The 24,312-nt window shown below is 68.6% G+C and carries 20 protein-coding genes and 1 pseudogene; 8 read left to right on the plus strand and 13 right to left on the minus strand.

Translation table 11 applies throughout. The annotated features are described in order from the left end of the window. Positions 1–253: 253 nt before the first annotated feature. From ACIRRY_RS50255 to ACIRRY_RS50270, 4 genes are all read right to left on the minus strand, one after another. Positions 254–964: an N-acyl homoserine lactonase family protein gene (locus tag ACIRRY_RS50255; protein ID WP_403987384.1), complete on the minus strand. Its 711-nt coding sequence runs from the start codon at positions 962–964 to the stop codon at positions 254–256. A gap of 121 nt (positions 965–1,085) precedes the next feature. Beyond that, a complete protein-coding gene (locus tag ACIRRY_RS50260; RefSeq protein ID WP_403987387.1) occupies positions 1,086–1,271 on the minus strand; it encodes a hypothetical protein in 186 nt (61 codons plus the stop codon). A 24-nt stretch (positions 1,272–1,295) separates the two neighbouring features. After that, on the minus strand, positions 1,296–2,948 hold the full coding sequence (locus ACIRRY_RS50265; RefSeq protein WP_403987390.1) for a hypothetical protein: 1,653 nt from the start codon (positions 2,946–2,948) through the stop codon (positions 1,296–1,298). A gap of 359 nt (positions 2,949–3,307) precedes the next feature. After that, positions 3,308–3,766, minus strand: coding sequence for a hypothetical protein (locus tag ACIRRY_RS50270; RefSeq protein WP_403987393.1), 459 nt, complete (start codon positions 3,764–3,766; stop codon positions 3,308–3,310). 109 nt (positions 3,767–3,875) lie between these two features. Here ACIRRY_RS50270 and ACIRRY_RS50275 point away from each other — a divergent pair, with 109 nt between their 5' ends. After that, entirely contained in the window at positions 3,876–4,409 is a 534-nt protein-coding gene (locus ACIRRY_RS50275; RefSeq protein WP_403987395.1) for a hypothetical protein, read from the plus strand. A 273-nt stretch (positions 4,410–4,682) separates the two neighbouring features. Here the strand turns inward: ACIRRY_RS50275 and ACIRRY_RS50280 are convergent, their stop codons facing one another. The 4 genes from ACIRRY_RS50280 to ACIRRY_RS50295 all read right to left on the minus strand — a co-directional run bounded on the left by ACIRRY_RS50280 (position 4,683) and on the right by ACIRRY_RS50295 (position 8,301). Next, a complete protein-coding gene (locus ACIRRY_RS50280) occupies positions 4,683–5,495 on the minus strand; it encodes an SDR family NAD(P)-dependent oxidoreductase (RefSeq protein WP_403987398.1) in 813 nt (270 codons plus the stop codon). 6 nt (positions 5,496–5,501) lie between these two features. Then, positions 5,502–7,043 (minus strand): class I adenylate-forming enzyme family protein, encoded by a 1,542-nt coding sequence (locus tag ACIRRY_RS50285; protein WP_403987401.1) that lies wholly within the window; start codon positions 7,041–7,043, stop codon positions 5,502–5,504. Continuing rightward, a complete protein-coding gene (locus tag ACIRRY_RS50290; RefSeq protein ID WP_403987403.1) occupies positions 7,040–7,531 on the minus strand; it encodes a hypothetical protein in 492 nt (163 codons plus the stop codon). The genes ACIRRY_RS50285 and ACIRRY_RS50290 overlap by 4 nt, the downstream gene beginning before the upstream one ends. 449 nt (positions 7,532–7,980) lie before the next feature. After that, on the minus strand, positions 7,981–8,301 hold the full coding sequence (locus ACIRRY_RS50295; protein WP_403987405.1) for a helix-turn-helix domain-containing protein: 321 nt from the start codon (positions 8,299–8,301) through the stop codon (positions 7,981–7,983). Positions 8,302–8,381: 80 nt separating this feature from the next. Between ACIRRY_RS50295 and ACIRRY_RS50300 the strand changes: the two genes are divergently transcribed. Next, positions 8,382–8,801 carry an NUDIX domain-containing protein gene (locus tag ACIRRY_RS50300; protein ID WP_403987478.1) on the plus strand — a complete coding sequence of 140 codons (420 nt, stop codon included), beginning with the start codon at positions 8,382–8,384 and terminating at the stop codon, positions 8,799–8,801. Positions 8,802–9,162: 361 nt separating this feature from the next. Continuing rightward, on the plus strand, positions 9,163–9,603 hold the full coding sequence (locus tag ACIRRY_RS50305) for a hypothetical protein (RefSeq protein WP_033283580.1): 441 nt from the start codon (positions 9,163–9,165) through the stop codon (positions 9,601–9,603). A gap of 338 nt (positions 9,604–9,941) precedes the next feature. Here ACIRRY_RS50305 and ACIRRY_RS50310 read toward each other — a convergent pair whose 3' ends face one another. The 3 genes from ACIRRY_RS50310 to ACIRRY_RS50320 form a co-directional block, all read right to left on the minus strand. After that, entirely contained in the window at positions 9,942–10,913 is a 972-nt protein-coding gene (locus ACIRRY_RS50310; protein ID WP_403987407.1) for an aldo/keto reductase, read from the minus strand. 107 nt (positions 10,914–11,020) lie between these two features. Then, entirely contained in the window at positions 11,021–11,431 is a 411-nt protein-coding gene (locus tag ACIRRY_RS50315) for a cupin domain-containing protein (RefSeq protein ID WP_403987409.1), read from the minus strand. Between the two features lie 90 nt (positions 11,432–11,521). Beyond that, positions 11,522–12,478 (minus strand): helix-turn-helix domain-containing protein, encoded by a 957-nt coding sequence (locus ACIRRY_RS50320; RefSeq protein WP_403987411.1) that lies wholly within the window; start codon positions 12,476–12,478, stop codon positions 11,522–11,524. Positions 12,479–12,713: 235 nt separating this feature from the next. On the opposite strand from ACIRRY_RS50320, the gene ACIRRY_RS50325 reads away from it, so the two are divergent. From ACIRRY_RS50325 to ACIRRY_RS50340, 4 genes are all read left to right on the plus strand, one after another. Beyond that, on the plus strand, positions 12,714–13,559 hold the full coding sequence (locus ACIRRY_RS50325; protein ID WP_403987415.1) for an SDR family oxidoreductase: 846 nt from the start codon (positions 12,714–12,716) through the stop codon (positions 13,557–13,559). Positions 13,560–13,630: 71 nt separating this feature from the next. Then, positions 13,631–14,077 (plus strand): nitroreductase family deazaflavin-dependent oxidoreductase, encoded by a 447-nt coding sequence (locus ACIRRY_RS50330; protein ID WP_403987418.1) that lies wholly within the window; start codon positions 13,631–13,633, stop codon positions 14,075–14,077. Between the two features lie 262 nt (positions 14,078–14,339). Beyond that, positions 14,340–15,320 (plus strand): aldo/keto reductase, encoded by a 981-nt coding sequence (locus ACIRRY_RS50335; protein WP_403987421.1) that lies wholly within the window; start codon positions 14,340–14,342, stop codon positions 15,318–15,320. Positions 15,321–16,584: 1,264 nt separating this feature from the next. Then, positions 16,585–21,096 carry an arabinofuranosidase catalytic domain-containing protein gene (locus tag ACIRRY_RS50340; protein ID WP_403606544.1) on the plus strand — a complete coding sequence of 1,504 codons (4,512 nt, stop codon included), beginning with the start codon at positions 16,585–16,587 and terminating at the stop codon, positions 21,094–21,096. 191 nt (positions 21,097–21,287) lie between these two features. Here ACIRRY_RS50340 and ACIRRY_RS50345 read toward each other — a convergent pair. Further along, a pseudogene (locus ACIRRY_RS50345) lies at positions 21,288–22,362 on the minus strand (IS110 family transposase). 300 nt (positions 22,363–22,662) lie between these two features. Here ACIRRY_RS50345 and ACIRRY_RS50350 point away from each other — a divergent pair. Next, complete coding sequence (locus ACIRRY_RS50350; RefSeq protein WP_403987424.1) at positions 22,663–23,292, plus strand: hypothetical protein; 630 nt, start codon at positions 22,663–22,665, stop codon at positions 23,290–23,292. Here ACIRRY_RS50350 and ACIRRY_RS50355 read toward each other — a convergent pair. After that, positions 23,219–23,812 (minus strand): IS5 family transposase, encoded by a 594-nt coding sequence (locus ACIRRY_RS50355; RefSeq protein WP_403987427.1) that lies wholly within the window; start codon positions 23,810–23,812, stop codon positions 23,219–23,221. The genes ACIRRY_RS50350 and ACIRRY_RS50355 overlap by 74 nt on opposite strands. Positions 23,813–24,312: the final 500 nt, after the last annotated feature.

Genomic DNA, 24,312 nt, shown 5'->3' on the forward strand with positions numbered 1-24,312 from the left:
TGTCCTTGACCCTCCGGTCCCTCCACAAGAGGAAGCCCTCTTCGACATCTGAGCGATCACCGACAGTCGCGAGTCACAGCAATTGGACCAGAGCCCGAGTTTGGACACCACTTGTCGATCGCAGGTCCGCGAAATGTCGCCGAGAAGTGACATCACTCCCGCGGGATCTGGCTCGTCCTCGGGGCCGTGATGATGACCGCCGGCCGGCCCGTGCTCCTCTGGGGCGACGCGGTCCGGCGTCGCCGGGGCAGTTCTAGAAGTTGCTGTGTGAGGGTTCCCAGATCGAGCAGTCGTGGGCGAAGAGCACACGTCGCGGGTCGAACTCGGCAAGCCGCTCCAACCAGTGCTCATAATCAGGAAGCGGCTGTTCGACGCCGTGAAGTGCGGCTTGGCGGGCCAGTTGGGCTGACGCGAACTGAGATGCGAAGTCGTGGGCCTGGCCGGCGAGGATCACGGTGCCGTCGCCTTGCTGAAGGACCAGCGACTGGTGCCCTGGAGTGTGCCCGGGGGTCGGGATGATCCAGACGCCCGGCCAGATCTCGGTCTCACCAGTGAGTTCCTCGTAGGACGCGCCGGGGAAGTCGACCAGTTCGTCGATGGTGTAGTTGCCCCGGCGAGCGGTGGCCAGCTCGACTTCCTGGACCAGGATCGGCTTGCCGCCCAGCAGAGGATTCCCGCCGCAGTGGTCGAAGTGGAGGTGGCAGTTCACGACCAGAGAGATATCGCTGAGGGCGACTCCAGCCACCGACAGTGCCTCTTGCAGTGCACGGCGTCGGGGTCGGTAGTGCGCCTCGGTCTGGGAGTCGGCGCTGCCGATGCCGGTGTCGAAGAGGATCAGTCCCTGGCCGTGTTGCACCAGATAGGCGAGCACGGACTCAACTCGCGGTTGCGTGCTGCCTGTCTCTGATGCCGGCCGGACGAAGTACCCCAGGTCGAGTCGATGCACCGCCGTGTTCTTCCCCATAGGGCCATCCTTGACAGGCCGTGCTGTGCCGTCCAGCGGGTCTGCCGACAGCAGAACCGCGACCCGAGACCGTGTCCCGGGGCCTCGCGCGGCTCGCCTCAACGGTCGGACGGCGGCGGCATCATGCCCACTCCATGCCGAGTTCCCGCAGTGAGTCCAGCTGGTCCTGGGTGAGCTTGTCGCGCCTCGTTTTGGTGTTGGAGACCCACCCACCCAGCTTCACGGTTACCGATTCCGCCTCGCCGTCGACCGTGATTTCCTCGCTGTGGCCGCGCGGTACTGGCCGGTGGGCGCCTTCCCGTCTCACGCAGACCCACCAGTCCCGGCCCGTTTACGGGTGGCCGTCGTCCTCCAGCGGTTCGGGTGCGTCGTCATCGTTCAGCAGCGCGTCGAGCTCCGCAGGCAGGCCGCTGTCGGTCCGCGGCGGCTCCATGGGGATCTGCGGTACGCCGAAGGGCGGATCCTCGATGATCGATACGCCGGGATCGTCGTCCGAGCCGGGGGTGAACGGCCCGCCGGGATCGTCGTCGAGCATGATGCCGTCAGGCGGGGTGCCCTGCGACGCCTGGTCGCTCTGCGAGCTGTCCGACCCGGCGAACTGGGACTGGTCGTCGCCGAAGTCGTCGCTGACCGAGAACGAGCCACCCTTGGTGGAGTAGGTCTTGCGGAGGTAGACGGCTTCCCGGTCGACGCTGTCGCCCGGCCCCGTCGTTGCGCCGTCCAGGGCGGTGATGTACTGGACCAGGCCGGGATCGTCGTCCGTGCCGGTCGCCCTGGCGATACTGCGGAGCTGCTCGGGCAGGTCGCCCCCGGTGATCCCCAGCTGCTTGGCCACGAGATGCAGGCCGGCCCGGGTGGTGTTCGTCCACAGCCCGCCCGGATGGCCGTTGAAGTAGACGTCGTACCCGTTGGCGCGCGCCAGGCACAGCGTCAGCCAGCACATGGTGCACGGACGCTTGCCGCCCGCGACGGCGATCGGGCTCAGCCGGATTCGGGCGACGACCGCGGCGTGCACGAGGTTCTGCTCGGCGTGGGAGTCGCCGCGCCTCGCCGGGACGGCGATGACCCGCCCGGCGTACTTCTCGCTGCGGAGCAGGTCCTCGAAGTCCTTCGGGCTCCTGGACACGACCATGGTCCGCGCGCCCTGTACCGTCATCACCTGGAAGAGGGTGTTCAGGATCGTCTTGACGGACTGTTCCTGGTCGGACTCCATCAGGCAGTCGGTGCCCAGCTGGACCAGGCGCCGCGCGCCCGCCTGGACACGCTCGCGGTCGAGACCGGGAGCGCCGGAACCCGACGCCAACGCCTGGGCCACCTCGGAGAGTTTGCGTGCCTTGGCCTTCATGGGATCGCCGTCACCCTGGTAGCCGCCGGCGTCCGTGAGCACGGTCGCGAGGTTCAGCCGGGTCAGCGCGTCGACCACCTCCGGTTCGTTGGCACTGACGAGGATCCGGCCGTTGACGGCCATCGCCTCGATCTCCGTCGTCTTCACCTCCTGTTCCCGCAGATGGTTGATGAGCATCTGCGACAGCTGGCTGAGCAGTTGCAGATCCCGGCGGGTGATCTTCGGCGTGCCGCCGGAGACCGTCAGCGTCGGAAGCCAGCTGCCCTTGCTCGTGAAGCCGGTTCTGAAACCGAGATCCGCCTTGAACTCCTTGATGGCCGCTTTCGTCGAGTCCTGTATGAGGGCCGACGGACCGTTGCGCCGGCCGCGGTGCAGCAGACGTTCGTCCCTCGGGTAGTCCTCGTACGCGCTGCGCCGCTTCCTGACCGCGTCGCTTTCGTCGGGCCGCTCTTCTTCCAGCAGGTCCACGAGGACCCTGACGTGCCGGGACACGAACTCCCGCACTTCCTGCGGCGCCTCAGGCGGCAGGAAGAGCGCCTCACGCGGCACGATCTTCTCGGGCGAGACGACCTCGTCCAAGTCCTGCGAGTCCTGCAGGTCCTGCGAGGAGACGCCCTCCGCGGTCCCCGTGGACGGCACACGCCGCGTGGCCTCCGAAAGAGAGCTGTCCTTCTTGGTCTTGAGAACCTTCGCGGGCTGTTTCCCGGGAGCGGGATCCTCCGCCTTCGTCTTTTTCTTCAGCGGCTGTGACGGTTTTGATGGCGTCGACATATTCCCCCCAGGTAGCGACCGGAACGCCCCCCGGCGCCCCCGGCCCAATGCCATGACAGCATGTCACCGGCGGTGCCGCCGGTGACGGGCGTTTCAGGACACAACGTGCAAGCTCTACCCAGAACCCGCCCCGTCCACCCCGCGCGCGGGGCACCCCTCACCCCCCCGTCCACTCGCTTCGCGTCCGCCCTGAGGAGGGTCGGCTTGGGGAACGGTCAGAGGCCGTCTCAGTAGGAGTCCTCCCGTTCGGAGGGTGGCCCGTACTGATCGATGAGGTCGCAGGTGCAAGCGCCGCCCTCGTACATCGTCTTGTCGCACTCGTCATGGTGATGCTGCTCCGGCGACCGCTTCGCCGGGGCTGGAGGCTGGGCAGCTGCGGCCCGGAACTCCTGGTCCACGACGACGGAGGCGATTTCGTCCTTGCGCCACTTCTCGGGAGAGTTGTGGTTCACCAGACCGTCCGCGTAGACCATGCGCAGCAGTTCGGCCTTGATGTGCTTGCGCATCAGCGCGTTCATGCGCTGCACCCGCGTCCTGCCCCGCGCCGCCTGCTCCTTGCCCCTCGTCACCGTGTCGCCCTGGCCGTGGTCCTCCAGTGTTTCCGGCGGCCCGGAGAACTCCGCCCAGCGGAGGTCGATGGTGCCGCCAGAGAACTCCGCCCCGCGGCGCCGGGCGACCCGACGCAACCGGGACCCCGTCCAGCACTGACCGCAGATACTTTGAACCCCGGGGTTGTGTCGTTGATTGAGGGGGTCTACCTTCAACTCGAAAGCCCGGGGTTCAAAGTATCTGCGGGTGGAGAAGAGAGGGCTCGTCATGCTCACCATCGCGCTCGGCGCCTACCAGACGTTCCCGGCGGACGAATACGGCAGGTCGTCCGCGGGCTGGCGCCCGGGACTGACCGACGAAGAGGTGTACCAGGCGGGCCGCGGACGCTGGCGGCTTGGCCCCCGCGCCGATCGTGAACGCTACGCGGCGTTCACGGCCATGGGGATCGTCGTTCTGGCCGTCGAGATCGACAGCATCACGGCCGCCGACCCTGACGGTCGCCGCAGCATCGACGGCGCGATCCTCAAGCCGGGCCACCCGGTGTACGACAAGTACGTGGGCGGCGAGACGCCCGTGGGGAAGAGCCAGAATCCCGTCCAGTACGTGGACTCCGTGTTCGACCGGACGCTCTGCGCCTGCGGATGCGGCGGCGAGACACCTTCGGGCCGCAACTTCCTCGCCGGACACGACCAGAGGGCCATTCACCAGCGGATCACCAAGGTCGGCGGCGTCCTCCCGTTCCTCGACTGGTTCGACAAAACCTGGGCCCAAACCAACTGACCCGATGCGGCCCGGCCCCTCGCTCGATCCCTTGAGGGTCCGGGTGGCCGCTGTCTGGAGGCTGGGGTGACGGGGCTCGGCTGCTGTGCTGGAGTTCTTGGGCTGAGGACGGGTTGATCCGTAGTCGTGTGCCATGTCTCGGCTCGGGCCTCGGACCGGAGTTCGCAGGCGCGTTCGGTCGGTTTCGGTCCCGTATCTCTTTTGCCGGCCGGGCCGGGAGTCGCCACCCGGCCGGGTCGGACCAGCGCCGGCGGCGGGCTGCTGCTGGTCGGGTCAGACGAGTGCTGGTGGCGGGTTGCTGCTGGTCGGTGTGGTGCCGAGGATGTCGTCGACGGTCAGGTACCGGCCGGAGAGATCGTCCGCGGTCCCGGCGGCGAGGGTGGTGACGGCCTGCACGGTGCGTTCGACCGGGGTGTCCCGGCCTTCGGCGAGCTGCCGCAGCAGCCAGTCGCGGCGCCTGGCGTGCCAGGGGCCCGCCGAGGCGTCCTCGGCGACGGCGGCGGTGGTCAGACCTGTGGTCACGATTCCGGGGTGCAGACTGAAGGTGCTGACGCCGTGCTCGCGCGCCTCGTAGGCGATGTTCTCCATGCACTTGATACCGGCGGCCTTGGAAACCGAGTAGGCGGACAGGGTGGGCCAGCGATGCTGCCCGGCCGCGCTGCTGATGCTGACGATGCGTCCGCCGCCCTGGGCGACCATGAACGGCAGCACGGCGTGGACTGCCGCGGCCGTGCTCATCACATTCACACGCACGGCCTCCCACCAGTCGTCGAGGGGCACCTCCCAGAAGGGGCCGACCGGCCCCTCCACTCCGGCATTGTCGATGAGCACGTCGATCCGGCCGTAGGCGTCGAACACCGCGCGGGCGGCCGCGGCCGCGGCCGACGGGTCGGTGACGTCGGCGGGCAGCTCCAGTACCTCAGCCCCGGCTGCCCGGAGCTTTTCCGCCTGTGCGGCCACCGCGGTGGCAGTCCTGGCGGACAGGCCCAGGCGCGCGCCGTCGGCGGCGAGGGCGGCGGCGAGAGCAGTGCCCAGACCGCCGGTGGCGCCGGTGAGGAGGATCACGGGTCGTTCGGACAGCGGCACAGCGGCTCAGCCTTCCTTGACAGCGGTTCGGACGGCTCCTGCTGCCACGCGCAGGGCGGCGCGGTCGAGCTTGCCGGTGGAGGAAACGGGCAGCCGGTACACGAACTCCACGCTCCTGGGCACCTTGTAGTGGGCGAGCCGCCCCCGGCAGTGCTCGCGCAGCTCCTCCGCAGAGATGGCCGGGCCGGTTGCCTGGGCCACGACCACGGCGTGCGGCACCTCGCCGCGCTCTGTGTCCTCCCGGCCGACCACGGCGGCCTCGGCGATACCAGGGTGCTCCAGCAGCGCCGCCTCCACCTCCGCGGGATAGACGTTGTAGCCGCGGGTGATGATCACGTCCTTGCTGCGCCCGGAAAGGGTGACGCAGCCGTGCTCGTCGCGGACCGCGAGGTCCCCGGTGTGCAGCCAGCCCTGTCCGTCAGCGACCGGCACGACGTTCCAGGTACTGGCCCGGTGGCCAGGGGTGACCTGGGGTCCGCGCACCCACAGCTCGCCGATCTCGCCGGGCCGCGCCGGGCTGCCGTCGGGGTCGCAGGCGTCGGGACCGGTGACGGTCAGTTGGATCTCCAGGCCCGGCACCGCGGTTCCGGCACTGCCGGGGCAGCTCCCGGGCAGCGGGCCCAGGCCCGGACCAGCCAGCTCTGTCATCCCCCAACTCTCCAGCAGCGGTGTGCCGGTGCGCCGTTCCCAGTTCTGGCGCAGGTCGGCGGAGGCCTGCTGACCCGCCGACAGGCAGCGGCGCAGGTCGCCCCCGAGAACGGCGGTCGGGTCTGCGGTGAGCAGCCGCGCGTAGACAGTGGGGACGCCTTCCAGCACGGTGACCCGGTGCCGGGTCAGCCTGGCGGCCCAGCGCGCCGGGTCGAAGGGGTCCGGGGTGACTACCAGTGCGGCGCCGGCCAGCAGGGTGGCGGCGGCCACCAGATGGCCGTAGGTGTGCGCCAGCGGGATCGGCAGCGCCACCACGTCGTCGGCGGTCCGGTGCTGGTGGCGCCAGTACCCTGCGGCCAGGTGCAGTGCCTGCTCGGTCTGCAGGAGCGCTTTGGGGTTGCCGGTGGTTCCGGAGGTGTGCATCACCAGGCAGGGTGCCGACAGCCGGCGCCGGGTGATCCGCGCGGACGCCTCCTCGGCCACGGCGGGGGAGACCGGCGGAACCGGCTCGACGGTGCGTACCTGCGGCTGCGGCGGGTGCAGCGCGACCGCCTCCCGCACCTCCGCTTCCCGTTCGGGGGCGCACAGCACCAGCCGGGGGCGGGTCCGCTCCAGGATGCGGGTGAGCTCGGACCGGGTCAGTGCGGGGTTCAGCGGTGCGGCCACCAGGCCGGCCTTGAGTACCGCCAGGTAGGCGGCGAGCCAGGACGCGCCGTTGGGCAGCAGCAGGGCGACGCAGTCCTGCGGGTCCGGGGTCCCGGGGCGAGTCAGGCTCTCGGCCAGAACCCAGGACCAGTGGTCCAGTTCGGCGTACGACCAGGTGGCGTCGTCCTGATGGACGGCCGTGCGGGTGCCGCCGCTTGCGACGGCCGACAGCAGGGCCGTCCGGAACACGCTCATGCGAGTCTTCCTTGGAGGGAGTGGGGGATCCGCAGGTCGGCGGGGACGATCTGCGGGCTGAAGAGTTCCTCGATGTGCACCAGAGGTCCCGCTGCCGCGTGCAGGGTGTAGGTCTTGCAGGCGCACGGCCCGCCGCCGAACCAGCGCCGCCGCCCCACCCAGTGGACCCGCCGCTGCAGTTCGACGCCGGCCTCGGCCAGGGCGAACCCCAGCGGCTGGCGCAGGTCCCGGGCGATCCGGTCGACCCGGGGGTCGATGCCCAGCCGGGCCACCACCGTGTTGTCGGAGACGGCGGTTCCGCCCGGCGTCACCAGCCTGGTGTGCCGCACCAGGCAGCGTTCCTGGCCGGAGAGTTGCAGATGCCGGCGGATTCCTGGGTCCAGCTCCGCCGCCGGGACCACCCGCAACGACTGGACCTGGGCTCGCAGCGCGCCGTCCGAGGCCGCCTGCAGCAGCGGAGTGGTGAGGCCCTCGCTGGCCAGCAGCATCCGGGTGACCGGGGACGCGAAGGAGGTTCCCTGGGGATCGAGGCCGTGAGCAGGGTTGAATGGATACGCCGGTGAATGTTCCGGTGCCTGCGCGGAAGACACGACTACCTCAGCAGTGGAGAAGAGAAACGATAGGTCACTTTCGGCGACCAAGGCGGCACTCTACGTTGCCTGCGAGTGTGAATGATCACGCCGTTGAGCTATTCGGGTCCGGCTGGCGCAACGTGGGCGGTCATGGCGCTATCGGGATCGGCACCGCGGGCCGGATCATCTCCGTCGACCTGGACGCCGATTCGCCGCACATCCTGGTCAGAGCAACATGGCGCGGGCAGGGGAGCCGGCGGAGTGGGCCGGGGCGCCTACCCCGATTCCACTGTGCCCGGCGGCCGCACGTGACCCCAACACGAGGACATCCTCTCCGCACCGGCAGTTCTCACGGCGCCGGACGATCACCCACTGTCGATCCCCGTCGCGTCTCCGCGTCGGTTTCGGCGGAACTGCGTCGGTGTCTGCCCGGTGTACTCCCGGAACGCCCGGCTGAACGCGCTCGGGCTCTCGAAACCCACAGCTCTGGCAACGCCATGGACCGTGCTGCCGCCCCGGTCCATCAACGTCATTGCCGCCAACAGCCTGCTTTGCAGCAGATATTGACGCCACGTCATATCAGTCGCCGCCCGGAAACGGCGCCGGAGAGTGCGCTCGGAAACCGAGTTGGTGCGGCAGACCGCGTCCAGCGACACCGTGTCCAGGTGGGAGTCGGTGTACCGCATGACCGCCGTGATGAGCGGATCGGAGCTGGTCGGCAGATAGTACGGCCGTTCGTGGTCGAGGTGCTCCAGGACCAGCCGTCATCGTCCACGACAAGACCACCAACCGCGTCGTCCTTCTCCAGCGCAGTGAGAACGCCAAGTTCGCCCAGGGGATGTGGGATCTTCCCGTCGGTAAGAGCGAGCCCGGCGAGCCCGTCACCGAGACCGCGGTACGGGAGCTGTACGAGGAGACCGGGCTGATGGTGAAACCGGAGTCCCTGACGGTCGCTCACATCATCCACGGCGCCTGGGGCGTCGAAGCGCCCAACGGCTTCCTCACCGTCGTCTTCGCCGCCCACGAATGGACCGGCGAACCAGAGAACCGCGAACCACACAAGCACGCCCAGGTCCGATGGGTCGACGCCGACGCGATCCCGGAGGCATTCGTAGATACAACTGCCAGTGCCCTCAGCTACTACCTCAGTAGCGGGCCTCAGGTGTCTCTTGACGGATGGGAATAGACGGACAGCATCGTGCGGGGCACGAGCTACCCCGCTGGTGCGGGGACCACCTGGGCAAGAAGCCATGCCTCATCAGCTCCCTGGAACTACGCCCGCTGGCGGGGGGTACCACCCCTGGGTCCGGACGCCGCCGCCCGCCCTGCTGTGCCGCCACGTTCACGGCGTAGAGGCCCGCCGGGCGGCGCTCGCCGTGCCCGTGCGGCCGGGCCGTCGGTCCGGTGGTGTCCTGGCCGGGGTGTCACCGTCGTGGAGCGGGCTGCCGGGAGATCTGGCGTGGTGTCGGTGCCTGGTGCTGGCAGGTTGCCCCGTTCCTTGAGTACCTGGTGTGCGGGGTGGTGGCCGGGCAGGCTAGTTTGCTCGGGTGAGTCTCCTTGATGATGTGGCCGAGCGTGACGGCTGGCGCTGCTGGGTGTGTGACGAAGCGGTCGACCCCGACGAGTCGGTGAACGACCCGCGGGGCCCCAGCGTCGACAGCCGGACTGCCGACCGGAAGGCCAAGGTCGCCGAGCGGCTCGCGCACCGTGGGTGCAACACCCGTAAGGGTGCGGTCAAGGTGGTCATCGCCTGGCCGGATCGCCTGTACGTGGTCGAACCCGCGCCGTTGATCACTGTTGCGGGGAGGCTGGAGCGCAAGGGGGGTCGCGAGATGGTGGGCCGTTGTCCGACCAGGCGGGACGCCCAAGAGGCGGCGGATTGGCTGGTGGACCGGTTCTCCCGACTGGTACCGGGGCTGCCGGTGACCGCCGACATTGAGGCGGGCGGCGGCCAGTTCCTCGTCATCCTGGCCACCGGCCGCCGCTGACCGCGTGTGGGGGCGGCCCTGGCACCTGGCCTTCGCCCACTGTGGAGGGCGACTGCTTGGCCTCCGCCTCGTGTATTGCTCTGATGGTCTGTCAGCGCCGGTGGTTATTGTTTTGTATGGCTTCCGCTGATGCGAGGACCACGCGATAGATCGAGGGGCGCCGCCGGGCGCCGGAGAACTATCCCCGGCTGACGGGGGGACCACTCTTCGTGACCTGCAGTTCTGTCAGGGTGTGATCAGGGCCGATCGTCCGGTGGGTCCGTATGACGCTGGTAGCCGCACCGACGAGGCGGTCTGCGTGGGTCGGGGTCTGCCAGGTGATGGGCGCGGGGCGGGATTCAGAACCAGGACGGTCCGGTGTTGATGTAGGGCTCTTCCAGAGCGGCCGCTTCGTGGTTTGACAGCCGCAGGGCGAGCGCGTCCACGGCCTGGGACAGGTGGTGGGGCTTGGTGGCTCCGACGATGGGAGCGGAGACCAGCGGGTTGCGTAGCACCCACGCGAGAGCGATCTGGGCCATGCCGACGCCGCGGGCTTCGGCGAGCTGCTGCACGGCGTTGATGACCGGCTGGTCGTGGGGGCTGTCGAAGAACTGCACGACGCGGTCGGAGCGGGAACGGGTGCTCTGCCCGTGGGCGGGGCGGGCGAGGCGCCCCTTGCCGTTGGGCGAGTAAGGCACCAGGCCCACGCCCATGTCGCCGCACATGGCCATGAGCTCCGGCTCGTCCTGTCGGCGCAGGAGGTTGTACTGGTTCTGCATGGAGGCGAAGCGGGTCCAGCCGCCGAGGTCGGCCGCGTGCTGGAGCTTGGCGAACTGCCAGGCGTACATCGAGGAGGCGCCGAGGTAGCGGACCTTCCCGGCCTTGACGATGTCGTGCAGCGCCTCCATGGTCTCCTGGACCGGTGTCTCGTCGTCGAAGCGGTGGATCTGGTAGAGGTCGATGTAGTCGGTGCCCAGGCGGGTGAGGGAGGCGTCGACCTGTTCGAGGATGGCCTTGCGGGACAGGCCCTGTCCGCCGGGGCCCTCGTGCATCTTGCCGTGGACCTTGGTGGCCAGCACGATGTCCTCGCGCCGGGAGTACTCGGTGATAGCGCGGCCGACGGTCTCCTCGGAGGTGCCCGCCTGGTAGACGTTGGCGGTGTCCCAGAAGGTGATGCCCAGTTCGACGGCCTGTTTGAAGAACGGTCCGGCCTTGTCCTTGGCCAGCACCCAGGGGTGGGCGCCGGGCACGTCCGGGTCGCCGTAGCTCATGCATCCCAGGGCGAGCCGGCTGACCTTCAAGCCGGTGGGGCCCAGGCGGCTGTACTCCATGTGATGCTCCTTTGCAGGTCGCAGGCTTGTTGGCGCTGCGAGGCTGAGCGGCTGAAGTCCTGGCCGGCCGCCCAGGGCCGTTCTGGCCCCGTGGGGGTGTGCTGCGGTCAGCGGTGGGTGCGCGGGCCGTGGTACTGCTCGTCGGTGACCGGCTCCAGCCATGTGGTCTCGGGGGTGCCGTCGCCGGTGCCTTCCCACAGGGCGATGTGCTCCATGAAGAGCTCCGAGGCGGCGCCGTGCCAGTGCTCCTCGCCGGGCGGGCAGGTGACGGTCTGGCCCGGGTGGGCTTCCAGGATCGTGCCGTCGCGAGTGCCGATCAGCGCGATGCCCGAGGTGACATGCAGGGTCTGGCCCACCAGGTGGGAGTGCCAGTTGGTGCGCGCGGCCGGGGAGAAGCGGACCTGGTTGGCGCGCATCCGCGACGGCTCCTGGCCAGCGAAGATCACGTCGAACCACACGTCACCGGCGAACCAGTCGGACGGGCCCTTGGCGGTGGGCTGCTTCTTGACGAGTTCCACGAGGGTGTTTCTCCTTGTATCCGGGTTCACTCGGCGTACCGGCACCGCCGACGCCGTGCTGCCTGTTCAGGCCCTGGCGTCGTCGTTCCGTCAGGGTGTCTCCGCCGAGTCGGCCGGCTCGGTGTCGTTGGCCGGTGCGGACCGCTCGGTGTCGTCATGGGTCGCGGCCCAGCTGGCGAGCAGGTTCAGGGCGTCCTGGGAGGGGGAGGCGGGTTCGGCGGTGTAGGTGAGGAGGACCTGGCTGGGGTCGCCGCCCACCGGGAAGGACTCGAACGGTAGGTCGAGGTCGCCGACGACCGGGTGGTGCAGGAGCTTCACGCCGGTGGTGTGCATGCGGACGTTGTGGGCGGCCCAGCGGTGCCGGAACTCCTCGCTGCGGGTGGACAGTTCGCCGATCAGGTCGGTCAGCCGTCGGTCGTAGAGGTCGCGGCCGGCCTCGGCGCGCAGCATCGCGACGCAGTCGCCTGCGATCTGGTCCCAGGCGCGGAAGAATTCGGTGGCTTGCGGGTCGAGGAAGACGAACCTGGTGTTGTTGGGCGGGCGTGCAGGGTCGGCGAATACCGGGGAGTACAGGGCGCGCCCGAGGTCGTTGGTGGCGAGGATGTCTCCCCGTCCGCTGAGGACGAACGCCGGCGTGCCGGCCATCGAGTCGAGGATGCGCTGCACCGCGGGCCGCACGCGCTGTTGGGCGGGCCGGCGGCGTGGCGGGCGGGTGGTGCCGGCGCCGCGCAGGAGGTCGAGCAGATGGAGGCGTTCGGCCTCGTCGAGCTGCAGTGCCTGTGCGATGCCGTCGATGACGCTCTCGGAGACGCCGGTGGCGTTGCCGCGCTCGAGGCGGGTGTAGTACTCGCTGGAGATGCCCGCGAGGAGGGCGACCTCCTCGCGGCGCAGTCCGGTGACCCGTCGGCGCTCTCCGCCGTAGAGGGGCAGTCCGGCCTGTGCGGGGGTGACCCTGGCCCGTCGGGTGCCGAGGAATTCCCGGATCTCCGCACGGAAATCATCACGGATATCCCGGTTGGTGCCTTGTGGGTCGTTTCTGCCTGCCATGCGTTTCACTCTACGAGCGGATCCGCCGGGTTGGGGGTCCCTGTCAGTGACCCCCTCATCAGGGACTCCCACACTCCCGTGACAAGCGGTTTTGTTGGTGGTGCACCGCCCCCAGCGTGTGAACCGTCCGGATACGGCGGCGCTCGGGCCACCGGTTGTCCGGCACCGTCGGCGCTGCACGCATCACCACCACACATACCGGATGCCGGATCCCGGCCACGGAAGGAAACCCCCCATGAGCAAGGTCATTCTCGTCACCGGTGCCGGACGCGGTCTGGGCACGGACATCGCCCGCGAGGCCCTCGCCGCAGGCCACCAGGTCGTCGCCACCGGCCGCCGCCCCGAAGAGGTCGAGAAGACCCTCGGCGGGCCGCAGGACAATCTGCTGGTCACCCGGCTGGACGTGACCAGCCTGGAGGATGCCGAGGCGGCCGCGCAGGCCGCCGTCGATCGGTTCGGCCGCATCGGCGTCCTGGTCAACAATGCCGGGAACCTCTTCACCGGCTACTTCGAGGAGATCTCGCCCGCGCAGATGCGCCGGCAGTTCGAGACGAATCTCTTCGGCCCGATGAACGTCACTCGCGCTGTCCTGCCCGTCCTGCGCAGGCAGCGCGCGGGCCACATCATCACCATCACCTCGACTGCCGGGCTGGTCGGCATGGAGTTCACCTCCGCCTACGCCGCTTCCAAGTTCGCGGAGGAGGGCTGGATGGAGTCGCTGCGTTACGACGTCGAGCCGTACAACATCCACACCACGGTCGTGGAGCCCGGCTACTTCCGCACCGAACTCCTGGTGGACGGCTCCACCAACTGGCCCGAGCTGTCCATCGACGACTACGCCCCGCGCACCGCCCCCAGGATCGAGGGGATGAAGAGCATGAACGGCAAGCAGCCCGGCGACCCCGCCAAGCTGGCCCGCGCCCTGCTCACCATCGCAGGCCAGGACAAACCGCTGCCGCGGTTCGTCGCCGGTGCGGACGCCATCGAGGCCGCCGAGGCCAAGGCCCGAGAACTCCTCGCCCAGGCCGAAGCCTCCCGCGAACTGGGCGACAACCTCGCCTACGACGACGCCCGCGCCTGAGGTAACCGCCCCGTATCCGGCTGAGGCGCAGGACCGCCACCGGGTGCATTTTCGACACTATGGAGACAGACATGCCCCTCATCGGCGAGTACGAGCCGAACCCGGTGCAGTTCGTCGCGGACCAGGTGGAGCTGTACGAAAGCTCCGGCGGTACGCAGGGAACGACGCTCCAGGACCGGCCGGTGGTCGTCTTGACCACCGTGGGCGCCAAGAGCGGCAAGATCCGCAAGTCCCCGGTCATGCGGGTGCAGCACGACGGCTCCTACGCCGTCATCGCCTCCATGGCGGGAGCCCCCAAGCACCCGGTCTGGTACCACAACGCGGTGGCCGACCCCCGGGTGGAGCTCCAGGACGGCCCCGTGCGCCAGGACATGCTGGCACGCGAGGTGACCGGGGACGAGAAGGCCGTGTGGTGGGCCCGAGCCGTCGAGGCGTTCCCCGACTACGCCGAGTACCAGAAGAACACGGATCGTGAGATCCCGGTCCTCGTTCTGGAGCCGGCGGCCCACGAGCACTGACACAGCACAACCGGATCAACCCACGGATCCCGCGCCTGTCCCTGGCACCGCTGGACGATGTCCGCGCCTGAGCCAACACGCCCCGCCCCTCGAGGCGCAGGCCGCCGCCGGGGCCGCTTACGCAAGCCGGCCCGCACCCGCGGCAACCGCGCCCGCGTCGGCAGCGCGGGACCCACCGCAGCACGGTCCGCCCACTGCTGGCGCACCGCGCTGATCCCGATCACCGAATGGGCCTGAGGGCCCCTACGACAAGGAATACCTGATGAAGCGTGTATCACTGGGCGGGCTCGATGTCTCCCGCATCGGGCTGGGAGCCATGACCATGGCCGGCACCTACACCACGGGCGGGGGCCTCGACGACGCCGAGTCGATCCGCACCATCCACCGGGCGCTGGATCTCGGAGTCACCCACATCGACACCGCCGAGATCTACGGACCTTTCCACAGCGAGGAAATCGTCGGCAAGGCCATCAAGGGCCGCCGCGACGACGTCGTCGTGGCCACGAAGTTCGGTCTCGTCTCCCACGCCGGCAACGGCCCCGGTGTCATCGACAGCAGCGCCCACAACGTGAAGGCCGCGGTCGAGGGCTCTCTCCTGCGGCTGGGCACCGATCACATCGACCTGTACTACCAGCACCGTGTCGACCCGGACACCCCCATCGAGGAGACCGTCGGCGCGCTGGCCGAACTGGTCGCCGAGGGCAAGGTGCGCCACATCGGACTGTCCGAGGCCGGCCCCGAGACGATCCGCCGGGCCCACGCCGTGCATCCGGTGGCCGCACTGCAGACCGAATACTCCCTGTGGACCCGCGACGTCGAGGCCGAAATCCTCCCGCTGCTGCGCGAGTTGGGCATCGGATTCGTCCCCTACTCCCCGCTCGGCCACGGCCTGCTGACCGGGCAGATCCGCACCGTCGACGACTTCAGCGACGACGACTGGCGCAAGACCAACCCGCGCTTCACCGGCGAGAACTTCCAGCGCAACCTGGCGATCGTCGACGAAGTGCAGGCCATCGGCGCCGAGATCGGCGCCACCCCGGCCCAGACCGCGCTGGCCTGGCTGCTGACCCGCGGCGACGACATCGCCCCCATCCCCGGAACTCGGCGAGTCGCACGCGTCGAGGAGAACACCGCCGCCGACGGCGTCGAACTCAGCGCCGCTCAGCTCGACCGGCTGAACAACCTCACACCGGCCGCCGGGGAGCGCCACGACGAGGCCAACATGGCCAGCATCGACCGCTGACCACGCGCGCCACCGGCTAACGCCGTCATGCGGGCGCCCTTCCGGACGTGCGGAAGCAGTCACCCACGACGAGATCGCCGTACGCGATCACCTGCGGCGACCCTTTCCGTATCTGTAGAAATCCGGAAAATGCACACCTTTCACGCAATCACTGATCCCTGCGATTCCACTGTGGAATTTGTGGAGATTTTGTTGACGCGTGTTCGAGTGGCCTGTTCAATCGGGTTCGTAAAGGGTGTTGATGTGGTCAGTTGTGTGAACTACGGCAATTCACTTCCCGTCAACCAATTGGCCATGGAACGGATGTCGTTGCTGGTGCGGTGTCGGTAGTTGCCCGTACCCGATTTCCGATCCTCAGGTTGTTCCGTCATGTGCGAAATCGTCGCGTTTCTGATGTGAGCGGAGTAGGCCGGTGCGGAGTAGGTCGGCGGAGAAAAGTCGAAGAATCGACCGGTTAGTCCGGTGGGGCCACGGAACGCTGGTGGTCGTGTTGTCCCTGGCGGTGATCACGACAGTGGCCGTCGGTGCGCCGCCCGCACGGGCCGCCGTGTTGACGGCCCGTGCGACCGTCCAGCAGGCCGCCGCCGAGCTGTCGGCCTCCGGTCTGGACGCCGGTGTGACCGCGACAGCAGCCCCGGACCTCACAATCACGATCAGCCCGTCGGACCTCGGCTTCGACCCGGCAAGCATGCGGAACCTCGTCAACGAGACCAACGCGAAGAACGCCCACCTCAGCGACACCTTCAAACGGCAGGCCGAGGAGTACGGAGCGACCATCCCCGGCGTCGACCTCTCGGGCTGGCAGGACTTCGACGCCACCTTGAGCATGACCGCCGACAACAGCGTGGTGGTCACCATCCCGGCCGCGGAGGTGCAGACCTCCACCTCGTGGGTGGAGTCGCTCGCCCTGACGGCGCTGGGCGGGGTAATCGGGCTCGCCGTCCGGTCACTGTGTACGAGCGCTATCGGCGTCCAGGTCGTCTGCTCACCGCTCGGCGGATTCGTCGGAGGTTTCGCCCAGGGCTTCCTTACCCAGGTGATCGACGGCACGCTGGGCTCCGCCTCGGCCTGGGCCACGACGATGGCGAAAGCACTGATCGGCGCGTTCGGCGGATACGCCTGGGAGAAGTGGGTCAAAAGCTTCAGCACCAACGTTCTCCCCGGAATCCTGAAGAATATCGGCGAGTGGCTGGTCGAGAAAGCGCCGGGCTTCCGCTGGCTGGGCACGTGGCTCGTCAATGCCATGACGTCGACCGGCGAGACCATGATTGAAATGGAACCGCTCCTGGGACCCGCGATAGGGGAACTGAGCCCCGTCGCCGCAGGCACGCTGTCGTGCGACGCGTACGGCTATAACGGTTTTCCCTGCGTGGCCGCGCACAGCACGGTGCGTGCGCTGTACTCGTACTATGGCGGGCCGTTGTATCAGGTTCAGCGTGCGTCCGACAAGGCGACGACTGACATATTGCCGCTGTCGGCGGGTGGTTACGCGAATGCCGCGACGCAGGATTCGTTCTGCGCCAGTACCACCTGCGTCATCACCAAGATCTACGACCAGTCGCCCGAGTGGAACGATCTGACCGTCGAGGGCGCGGGCGGCGCCGGCGGGGCAGATCACGGTGCCGATGCCGCCGCACTGCCGGTCACCGTGAACGGCCACAAGGTGTACGGCGTCGACATCGTCGGGCAGACCGGCTACCGGGACAACAGCACGACGGGTATCGCGGTCAACGGCCAGGCCGAGGGCATGTACATGGTGGCCAGTGGCACCCACGTCAACAGCGGCTGCTGCTTCGACTACGGCAACGCCGAGACCAGTACCACGGACACCGGCAACGGCCACATGGACGCCGTCAACCTGGGCACCGAGTGCTACTTCGGACCGTGCACCGGAAGCGGCCCCTGGGTTGAAGCCGACCTGGAGAACGGCCTGTTCAGCGGCGGGAACGGTTCGGACACCGACAACGCGGGCAACAGCAGCAAGTTCGTCACGGCGATGCTCAAGAACAACGGGCAGACGACGTACGCGCTCAAGGGCGGCAACGCGCAGTCCGGCAGTCTGAGCACCTGGTACAGCGGGCCGCTACCGACCCGCGGCGGCTACGTGCCGATGAAGCAGGAGGGCGCGATCGTACTGGGGACGGGCGGCGACAACAGCAACGCGTCGATCGGCTCCTTCTTCGAGGGCGTGATGACCCAGGGCTACCCGACCGATGCCGCCGACAACGCGGTCCAGGCCGGCATCGTCGCGGCCGGCTACGACGGCAACTCCAACGGTGCCCCGCCGGCGCCGAGCGCGGCGGCACCCAGCGCGGCGGGGCAGGCGGTGGTTCACGACGGGTACTCCAGTGTGTTCACGGTGAACTCGGCCAACGGGCACCTTCAGGAGACCTACCTGCCGAAAATGGGTGACGCCTGGTCGACCCAAGACCTGTCGGCGAAATACAACACCCCGCCAGTGATGGCGGGCACCCAACCGGTGGCGCTGGTCCACTGCGGCTACACCAGCCTCTACACGGTCGACGCCGCGACCGGTGACCTCCAGGAGACCTATCTTCCCTTCATGGGCGCCGACTGGGTCTCCCAGGACCTGTCGGCGAAGTACAACACCCCGCCGACGAACGTGACGCCCACCGCGGTGGAGCACACCGCCGGGGCCTCCGGTGCGTCGACCGGGTGCGGTTACACCAGCGTCTACACCGCCAACAGGAACGGTGACCTGGAGGAGACCTATCTGCCGAACGTCGGGTTCCCCGGCGACGCGTGGCACGCCCAGGACCTGTCGGTGAACTACAGCACCCCACAGATCCTGCCGGGAACGTCTCCGGTGGCGCTGGTCCACTGCGGCTACACCAGCCTCTACACGGCCGACGCGAGTAATCACCACCTCCAGGAGACCTATCTGCCGGCCATCGGTCAGGCGTGGCACACCCAGGACCTGTCGGCGAACTACGGCACCCCGGCGACCGACATCACGCCGACCGCGGTGGTGCACGCCTCCGGGGCCTCCGGCGCGTCGGACGGCTGCGGCTACACCAGTGTGTACAGCGTGGATCAGGGCAGCCGGCACCTCCAGGAGACCTACCTGCCCAATACCGGCTTCCCCGGCGACGCGTGGCACACCCAGGACCTGTCGGCGAACTACCAGACGCCGCAGGTAGCGCCGGGCGCGGCACCGGTGGCCCTGGTCCACATGAACTACACCAGCGTCTACACCGTGGACCAGGGCAGCGATGAACTCCAGGAGACGTACCTGCCCACCATCGGTGACGCCTGGCACACCCAGAGCCTGTCGAAGGGGTACAACACACCGAAAACCGACCAGACCCCGATCGTGCTGCTCCATCCGGATTCCGCCGGTGCCCTGGACTGGGCGAGCGTGTACACCGTCGATGAGTTCAGCAGCCACCTCCAGGAGACCTACCTGTCCAACTCCGGGTTCCCCGGCGACCCCTGGGTCACCCAGGACCTGTCCGCGAAGTACAACACCCCGCCGGTCTACCAGCGGCAGTCGGCCCCGGCGGGCTGGTCGGTGGTGCACGACGGCTACACCAGTGCTTTCACCGTCGATGCCTCCAGCGGGCACCTGGACGAGAGCTACCTGACGGCGATGAACCAGCCCTGGGCCACACAGGACCTGTCGAAGAAGTACAGCGCGCCGAATGTGCGGACGGGCACGGTGCCGGTGGGGCTCTACCACGACGGGTACACCAGCGTGTTCACCGTTGACGCCGGGACCCAGCACCTCCAGGAGACCTACCTGCCCGGCGCCGCGTCCACCGGTATCGCATGGCACACGCAGGACCTGTCGGCGGCCACCGCCGGGCAGCAGGTCGCGAACGGCACGTCGCCGACCGCGGTGTTCCACGACGGGTACGTCAGCCTCTACACCGTCGATGCCTTCAGCGGTGACCTGCGGGAGACCTACCTGCCTGCCGCCGGGTTCCCCGGTGACCCGTGGCAGACCCAGAACCTGTCCGGCAAGTACGGCACCCCGCAGGTGATGACCGGGACGTCCCCGGTCGCGATCGTCCATGACGGGTACACCAGCGTCTACACCGTCGCCGCCGGCACCGGCCACCTGTGGGAGACCTACCTTCCCTTCATGGGCTCCGGCTGGAGCACCCAGGACCTGACGGCCAACTACGGCACGCCCACGACGGCCGTCACACCGACCGCCGTCTTCCATGACGGGTACACCAGCGTGTACACGGTCGGCCGTCAGGGCGACCTGGAGGAGACCTACCTGCCCTACATGGGGGGCGCCTGGAGGATCCAGGACCTGACGACCGTCTACGGTGCCCCGAAGTCCCTGAACGTCGCACCGGCGGCGCTGTACCACGACGGGTATACCAGCGTGTACTACCTCACCGGCCCCAGCGATCATCTGGAGGAGGCCTACCTGCCCGCGATCAGCGGCCCGTGGGGGTATCAGGACCTGTCGGCGAATGTCGGGACGCCGCCGTCGCTGCTGAGTCCGTCACCGCTGGTTCATTACGACACCAGTGGCGCTCTGACCTGGACCAGTGTCTACACCGTCAACAGCGCGGACGGTCATCTGCGGGAGACTTATCTGTCCGACGTCGGGTTCCCCGGCGACCCCTGGGCCACCCAGGACCTGTCCGCGAAGTACAGCACTCCGTCCGCCGACCCGCCCGGCAGCGTCATGTGGAGCACGGTGTCGAGCGGTGAATCGCTGGGGTACGCCAGGACGATACGACTGGCGAGTGCCGGGGCGGCCAATGGAACGATGCTCTCCACTTTCGAGCACACGGCCGGCAACGGTGTGATCACCGGCTATCTGATCAGGCAGAGCACCGACAACGGCGCGACCTGGTCCACCCGGTCCATCGTGCCCGGGGACGTGTCGTCCCTGGCGCCGTTCCTCTACGAATACCCCCAGCAGGTCGGCGGTCTCCCGGCCGGGACGCTGATGCTGCTGGGGACCACGGTGACCGCCGGCAACACCCATGCGTCCATCCGCGAGTGGCTCAGCGTCGACCACGGCGCCAGTTGGGCCTCTGTCGGTATCGTGCAGACCGCCGGCGGGGTCGGTGACGGGGTCTGGGAGCCGTTCGTCAGGCTCGACAATTCCGGCAACCTCGCGATGTTCTTCTCCGACGAGCGGCAGAACGCCACCTACAGCCAGTTCATCGGCGAGATCATCTCCACCGACGGCGGCTTTAGCTGGAGTGCGCACACCGACGGTTCCACCAGCTTCGGCCCCGGCGAGATCAAGGTCGTCGCCAGCCCCTTCCCGGCCGACAGACCCGGCATGCCCACCGTCGCGATATCGAAACTCGGCGGCGGGTACGTACTGGCCTACGAGATGTGCGGGCCGCAGGCGTGTGCGGTGCATATCAAGACCTCCGCCGACGGGGACAGTTGGGGGTCAGGTCCGACGGACCTGGGTACCGTGCCGACGACCGCTGACGGGCTCTTTCTGCGGGGAACCCCGGTGATCACCTGGGCCGGCAACGGCGGCCCGTCGGGCGGGACGTTGTATCTGAGCGGCCGCAACGAGGCGAGTACGTCCGGGAGCGTGCCGTCGAACCAGACCCTGATCCTCAGCAACCAAGACGCCGGGGCCGGATCCTGGACCGAGATAGCCGCCCCGGCCATCCCAACGGTCGGAGCCAACACCGGGTGCAACACGAACTACAGCCCGGACCTGATCCCCGTCGACGGAAACAGCACGCTGCATTACACCGTCGCCGCAGCCGCCGGACCCTACAAGTGCGAGGAGTTGGTCGCCTCCGTCCCGATCCAGCCCTGAGCCCTGGCCCCCGCCCGGCGCCCCCGCGTCCGACCGTACGGTCGGACGCGGGGGCGCCGGGGATCTCGGTCGACCGGGCCCGGCTGAGGCGGTCACAGCGAGGACGTTCCCCGTGGTTCGTTCCGGATGGCAGGTGAGGGCATCCGGGTCCTTGAACCGATACTCAGAAGCCGTTGATGCCCCTATGGATGTCAACTTGCGGTTCGGTCGGGATCTGCGTGGCAGACGACTGTCCTGATGGTGGCGATGAGTCGATAGATTTCGCGTGCGACGTACCGCTTCAGGCACCTGATGATCTCCCGGCGGGTTTTGCTCGGAGAGGCGTCGCCGCAGATAGTCCTGGGTGCGATCGTCCCAGCGCAGGCGGCTGAGGACGATCCGGTAGAGAGCAGCGTTGGCCTGGCGGTCGCCGCCGCGGTTGAGCCGCCGTCGTTGGGTCTTGCCGGAGGATGCCTCGACTGGGCTGGTCCCGCACAAGGCGGCGAAAGACGCCTCGCTGCTGAGGCGATCAGGGTTGTCGCCGGCCGAGATGAGCAAGGCGGCGGCGCTGTCCGGGCCGACGCCGTGCGTGTCGAGCAGACCGGGGAAGTGTTCTTTGACACCGGCGGCTATCCGCTTGTTGAGGTTGTCGATCTCGCCGGTCAGGTGCTGGATACGGTCAGCGAGGAGCTTCAGCACGTGTCGGGCGGTGTCTGCCGGCCCGTCTCCCCGCGAGTCATCCAGCTCGGCGCACCGCTTGAACAGGTGCGGGTTGCTCAGGCCGGCCAACGACTCGCGCAGGTCGGCATCCGCCGAGATCAGGACGCTCTTGAGCTGGTTGATGGCCTGGGTGCGGGACCTGATCGCGGACCCTTTCGCGAGCTTGAGCAGCCGCAGGGCTTCGATCGGGCCGTCGCTGGTCTTCGCGGTCGCGGTTGCGCGACCGGACAGGACAGCGCGGGCCGCCGCCTCCGCGTCGACGGCGTCTGTCTTGCCGCGGCGTCGGCGCGCCGCCTTGTCGGGCTGGTTGACCTCGGTCACTTCGATGCCCTCGGCGCGCAGGTGGCGGGCGAGCGCGGCGCCGTAGGAACCGGTGCACTCTACCCCGGCCCGGCCCAGGGTGCCGAACGAGTGGGCCCAGGCAGCGAGTTGGCGGTAGCCCTCAGTGGTGGTCGGGAAGGTGCGTCCGTCCAGGGTGGCGCCGAGGACGTTAACGACGGCCGCCGCGTGGAAGTCCTTGTGGGTGTCGACACCGAGGACGATCTCTTCGTCGGTGTCAGACGGGATGTGACACGGGGCAGCTGGCTGCGTGACGCTGGGCAAGGTCGTCTGTCTCCTGATCGCCTCGGAAGCGGTGGCCGCCGCCGGGCCGGGGAGGTCAAGACTGTGACGGTGCCTGTCGCGAAGGCCCCTATCGGGACACGTCCCCTGCCCTGCGGCAGCAGGTGCCGCTCCGCGCGGTGGCCGACAGATCAACAGCAAGGCACGCAAGCCAGTCTTTCCGCGAGTCAGGCCACCGCTCGAAGCGGTACCTGATCATCCTCACAGTCTTTCCGGATGTGGTCGTTGAGTTTCCGCTGATCAGGCATGGTGTCGGCATTGCTGCGGGAGAGTTCGGGCGTCTGGTTCGGTCTCGGTGATGCGGAGTTGAGCGTGACGTCGGTGATGGCGCTGGTGGAGGGGCGGGAAGCGGCCGCCCGGGTGCGGGTGGAGGAGCTTCGCGTGGAGGCGGAGCGGGTTCTTGCCGAACTCGCCAAGGCGGAGGCCGTGTTGGAGCGTCGCGTGATCGCCACGGCTGAACTCGCCGAGACCCTGGCGGGTCGGGACGCGATGCTGGAGGAGGGGGCCGCCTCGGTGGGCGAGGTGGCGACCGCGGTGGTGGCGGACACGACGAAGGCGCCGGTCGCGGGGTCGGTCGTGCCGCGCTGGTATGCGGGGGCGACGGTTTTGGCGCTGTCGGTGGACTACCGGCGGATTGTGGAGCTGGTGGAGGCCGAGCCGGGCACTGGCGAAGGTATCTCGGCGAAGGAGCTGGCCGGGCGGCTGGGGCTTGCGGCGGTGCCGGCGAAGATCGAGGGAGTGCGTTCGAAGGCGGGGCGGCTGGCCGAGCGGGGCTGGCTGGCCGCGTTGCCGTCGGGCCGGTTCACGCCGCGCGAGCCCACCGCGCCTGCTGGGGCCGGGGCCGGGATGTCGTCCGGGCGAGGCGGCGGCTCATGAGCATGGCCATCGAGAAGTAGATGAACTTCTCCCGGAGCCGGGGCAGCATCACGCGGGCGGCCTGGCGGTCGGTGACGTCGGCGGCGGTCACCAGGACCATCAGCAGCAGCCCGATGCTGTCCGTGATGACGTGCCGGCGCCTGCCGTTGATCTTCTTGCCGCCGTCATAGCCGCGTGAGGCAGCGGGCACCGACGCCGCACCCTTGACCGACTGCGAGTCGATGATCGCCGCGGTCGGTTCCACGTCCCGCCCTTCGGCCCGGCGGGCCCGTTGGCGCAGGCGGTCGTGGAACTCGCGGGCCAGTCCCTTGTCGCGCCACCTGCGAAAGAACGCATACACCCGGTCCCACGCCGGAAAGTCGGCGGGCATCGCCCTCCACTTGACCGCGTTGTTCGTGACATAGCGGACCGCGTCCAACATCTGCCGGTGGCAGTAGCCCTCCGGCTGTCCGCCCCGCCCTTCGAGCCAGGCCGGGACCGGCATCGCGTCACGCACCACCTGCCACTCGGCGTCCGTCATGTCGGAGGGGTACTGCCGCACCCGGTCGGGGCGGTCGGCCGCGTTCCCGAACCGGTGAGCGAGGCAATCGCACGCCGACACGCGCGAGTTGGACGGGAACAACATCGTCACGCAAGACTGGGACAACAGGGCCTCCTGGTGCACGAGTTGGCTTCGCAACCCTCGTGCTGCACCGGAGGCCCTGCTTTCATGCGCCCACGCGGCCAAGATCACCCGACCAGGGAACCCGTTCGATCAGAACCATCCTCATGATCGATAGGAATACGGCTTCTTAGATTCAACCGGTCAGAGCAACAGTGCTGGTTGAGGGTGGTATAGGTGTCGGAATGCCGTCGATCCAGCTTGACCCGGCCTCTCAGCCAGAGGCGCGTGTCCTGCTCGAGCCCGACTTGGGGACCGCGGCGCGGTCCTACCCTGGCGCGTTCCTTGACCGATGGGATGGGCCGTGGGTGCCCCCGCGCCGCCGCAGGAACCCACCGGTACGTCCTTTGCTTCTGACC

Origin of the sequence: Streptomyces sp. NPDC101776, from assembly GCF_044766845.1 — a bacterium.
GTDB lineage: Bacteria > Actinomycetota > Actinomycetes > Streptomycetales > Streptomycetaceae > Streptomyces.

Bases quoted from the DNA above. Each gene is read 5' to 3' on its own strand.
- ACIRRY_RS50255 (WP_403987384.1), bottom strand. From the start codon at position 964: ATGGGGAAGAACACGGCGGTGCATCGACTCGACCTGGGGTACTTCGTC.
- ACIRRY_RS50285 (WP_403987401.1), bottom strand. From the start codon at position 7,043: ATGAGCGTGTTCCGGACGGCCCTGCTGTCGGCCGTCGCAAGCGGCGGC.
- ACIRRY_RS50290 (WP_403987403.1), bottom strand. From the start codon at position 7,531: ATGCTGCTGGCCAGCGAGGGCCTCACCACTCCGCTGCTGCAGGCGGCC.
- ACIRRY_RS50295 (WP_403987405.1), bottom strand. From the start codon at position 8,301: ATGCGGTACACCGACTCCCACCTGGACACGGTGTCGCTGGACGCGGTC.
- ACIRRY_RS50310 (WP_403987407.1), bottom strand. From the start codon at position 10,913: ATGGAGTACAGCCGCCTGGGCCCCACCGGCTTGAAGGTCAGCCGGCTC.
- ACIRRY_RS50320 (WP_403987411.1), bottom strand. From the start codon at position 12,478: ATGGCAGGCAGAAACGACCCACAAGGCACCAACCGGGATATCCGTGAT.
- ACIRRY_RS50325 (WP_403987415.1), top strand. From the start codon at position 12,714: ATGAGCAAGGTCATTCTCGTCACCGGTGCCGGACGCGGTCTGGGCACG.
- ACIRRY_RS50330 (WP_403987418.1), top strand. From the start codon at position 13,631: ATGCCCCTCATCGGCGAGTACGAGCCGAACCCGGTGCAGTTCGTCGCG.
- ACIRRY_RS50335 (WP_403987421.1), top strand. From the start codon at position 14,340: ATGAAGCGTGTATCACTGGGCGGGCTCGATGTCTCCCGCATCGGGCTG.
- ACIRRY_RS50340 (WP_403606544.1), top strand. From the start codon at position 16,585: ATGATTGAAATGGAACCGCTCCTGGGACCCGCGATAGGGGAACTGAGC.
- ACIRRY_RS50350 (WP_403987424.1), top strand. From the start codon at position 22,663: ATGGTGTCGGCATTGCTGCGGGAGAGTTCGGGCGTCTGGTTCGGTCTC.
- ACIRRY_RS50355 (WP_403987427.1), bottom strand. From the start codon at position 23,812: ATGACGGACGCCGAGTGGCAGGTGGTGCGTGACGCGATGCCGGTCCCG.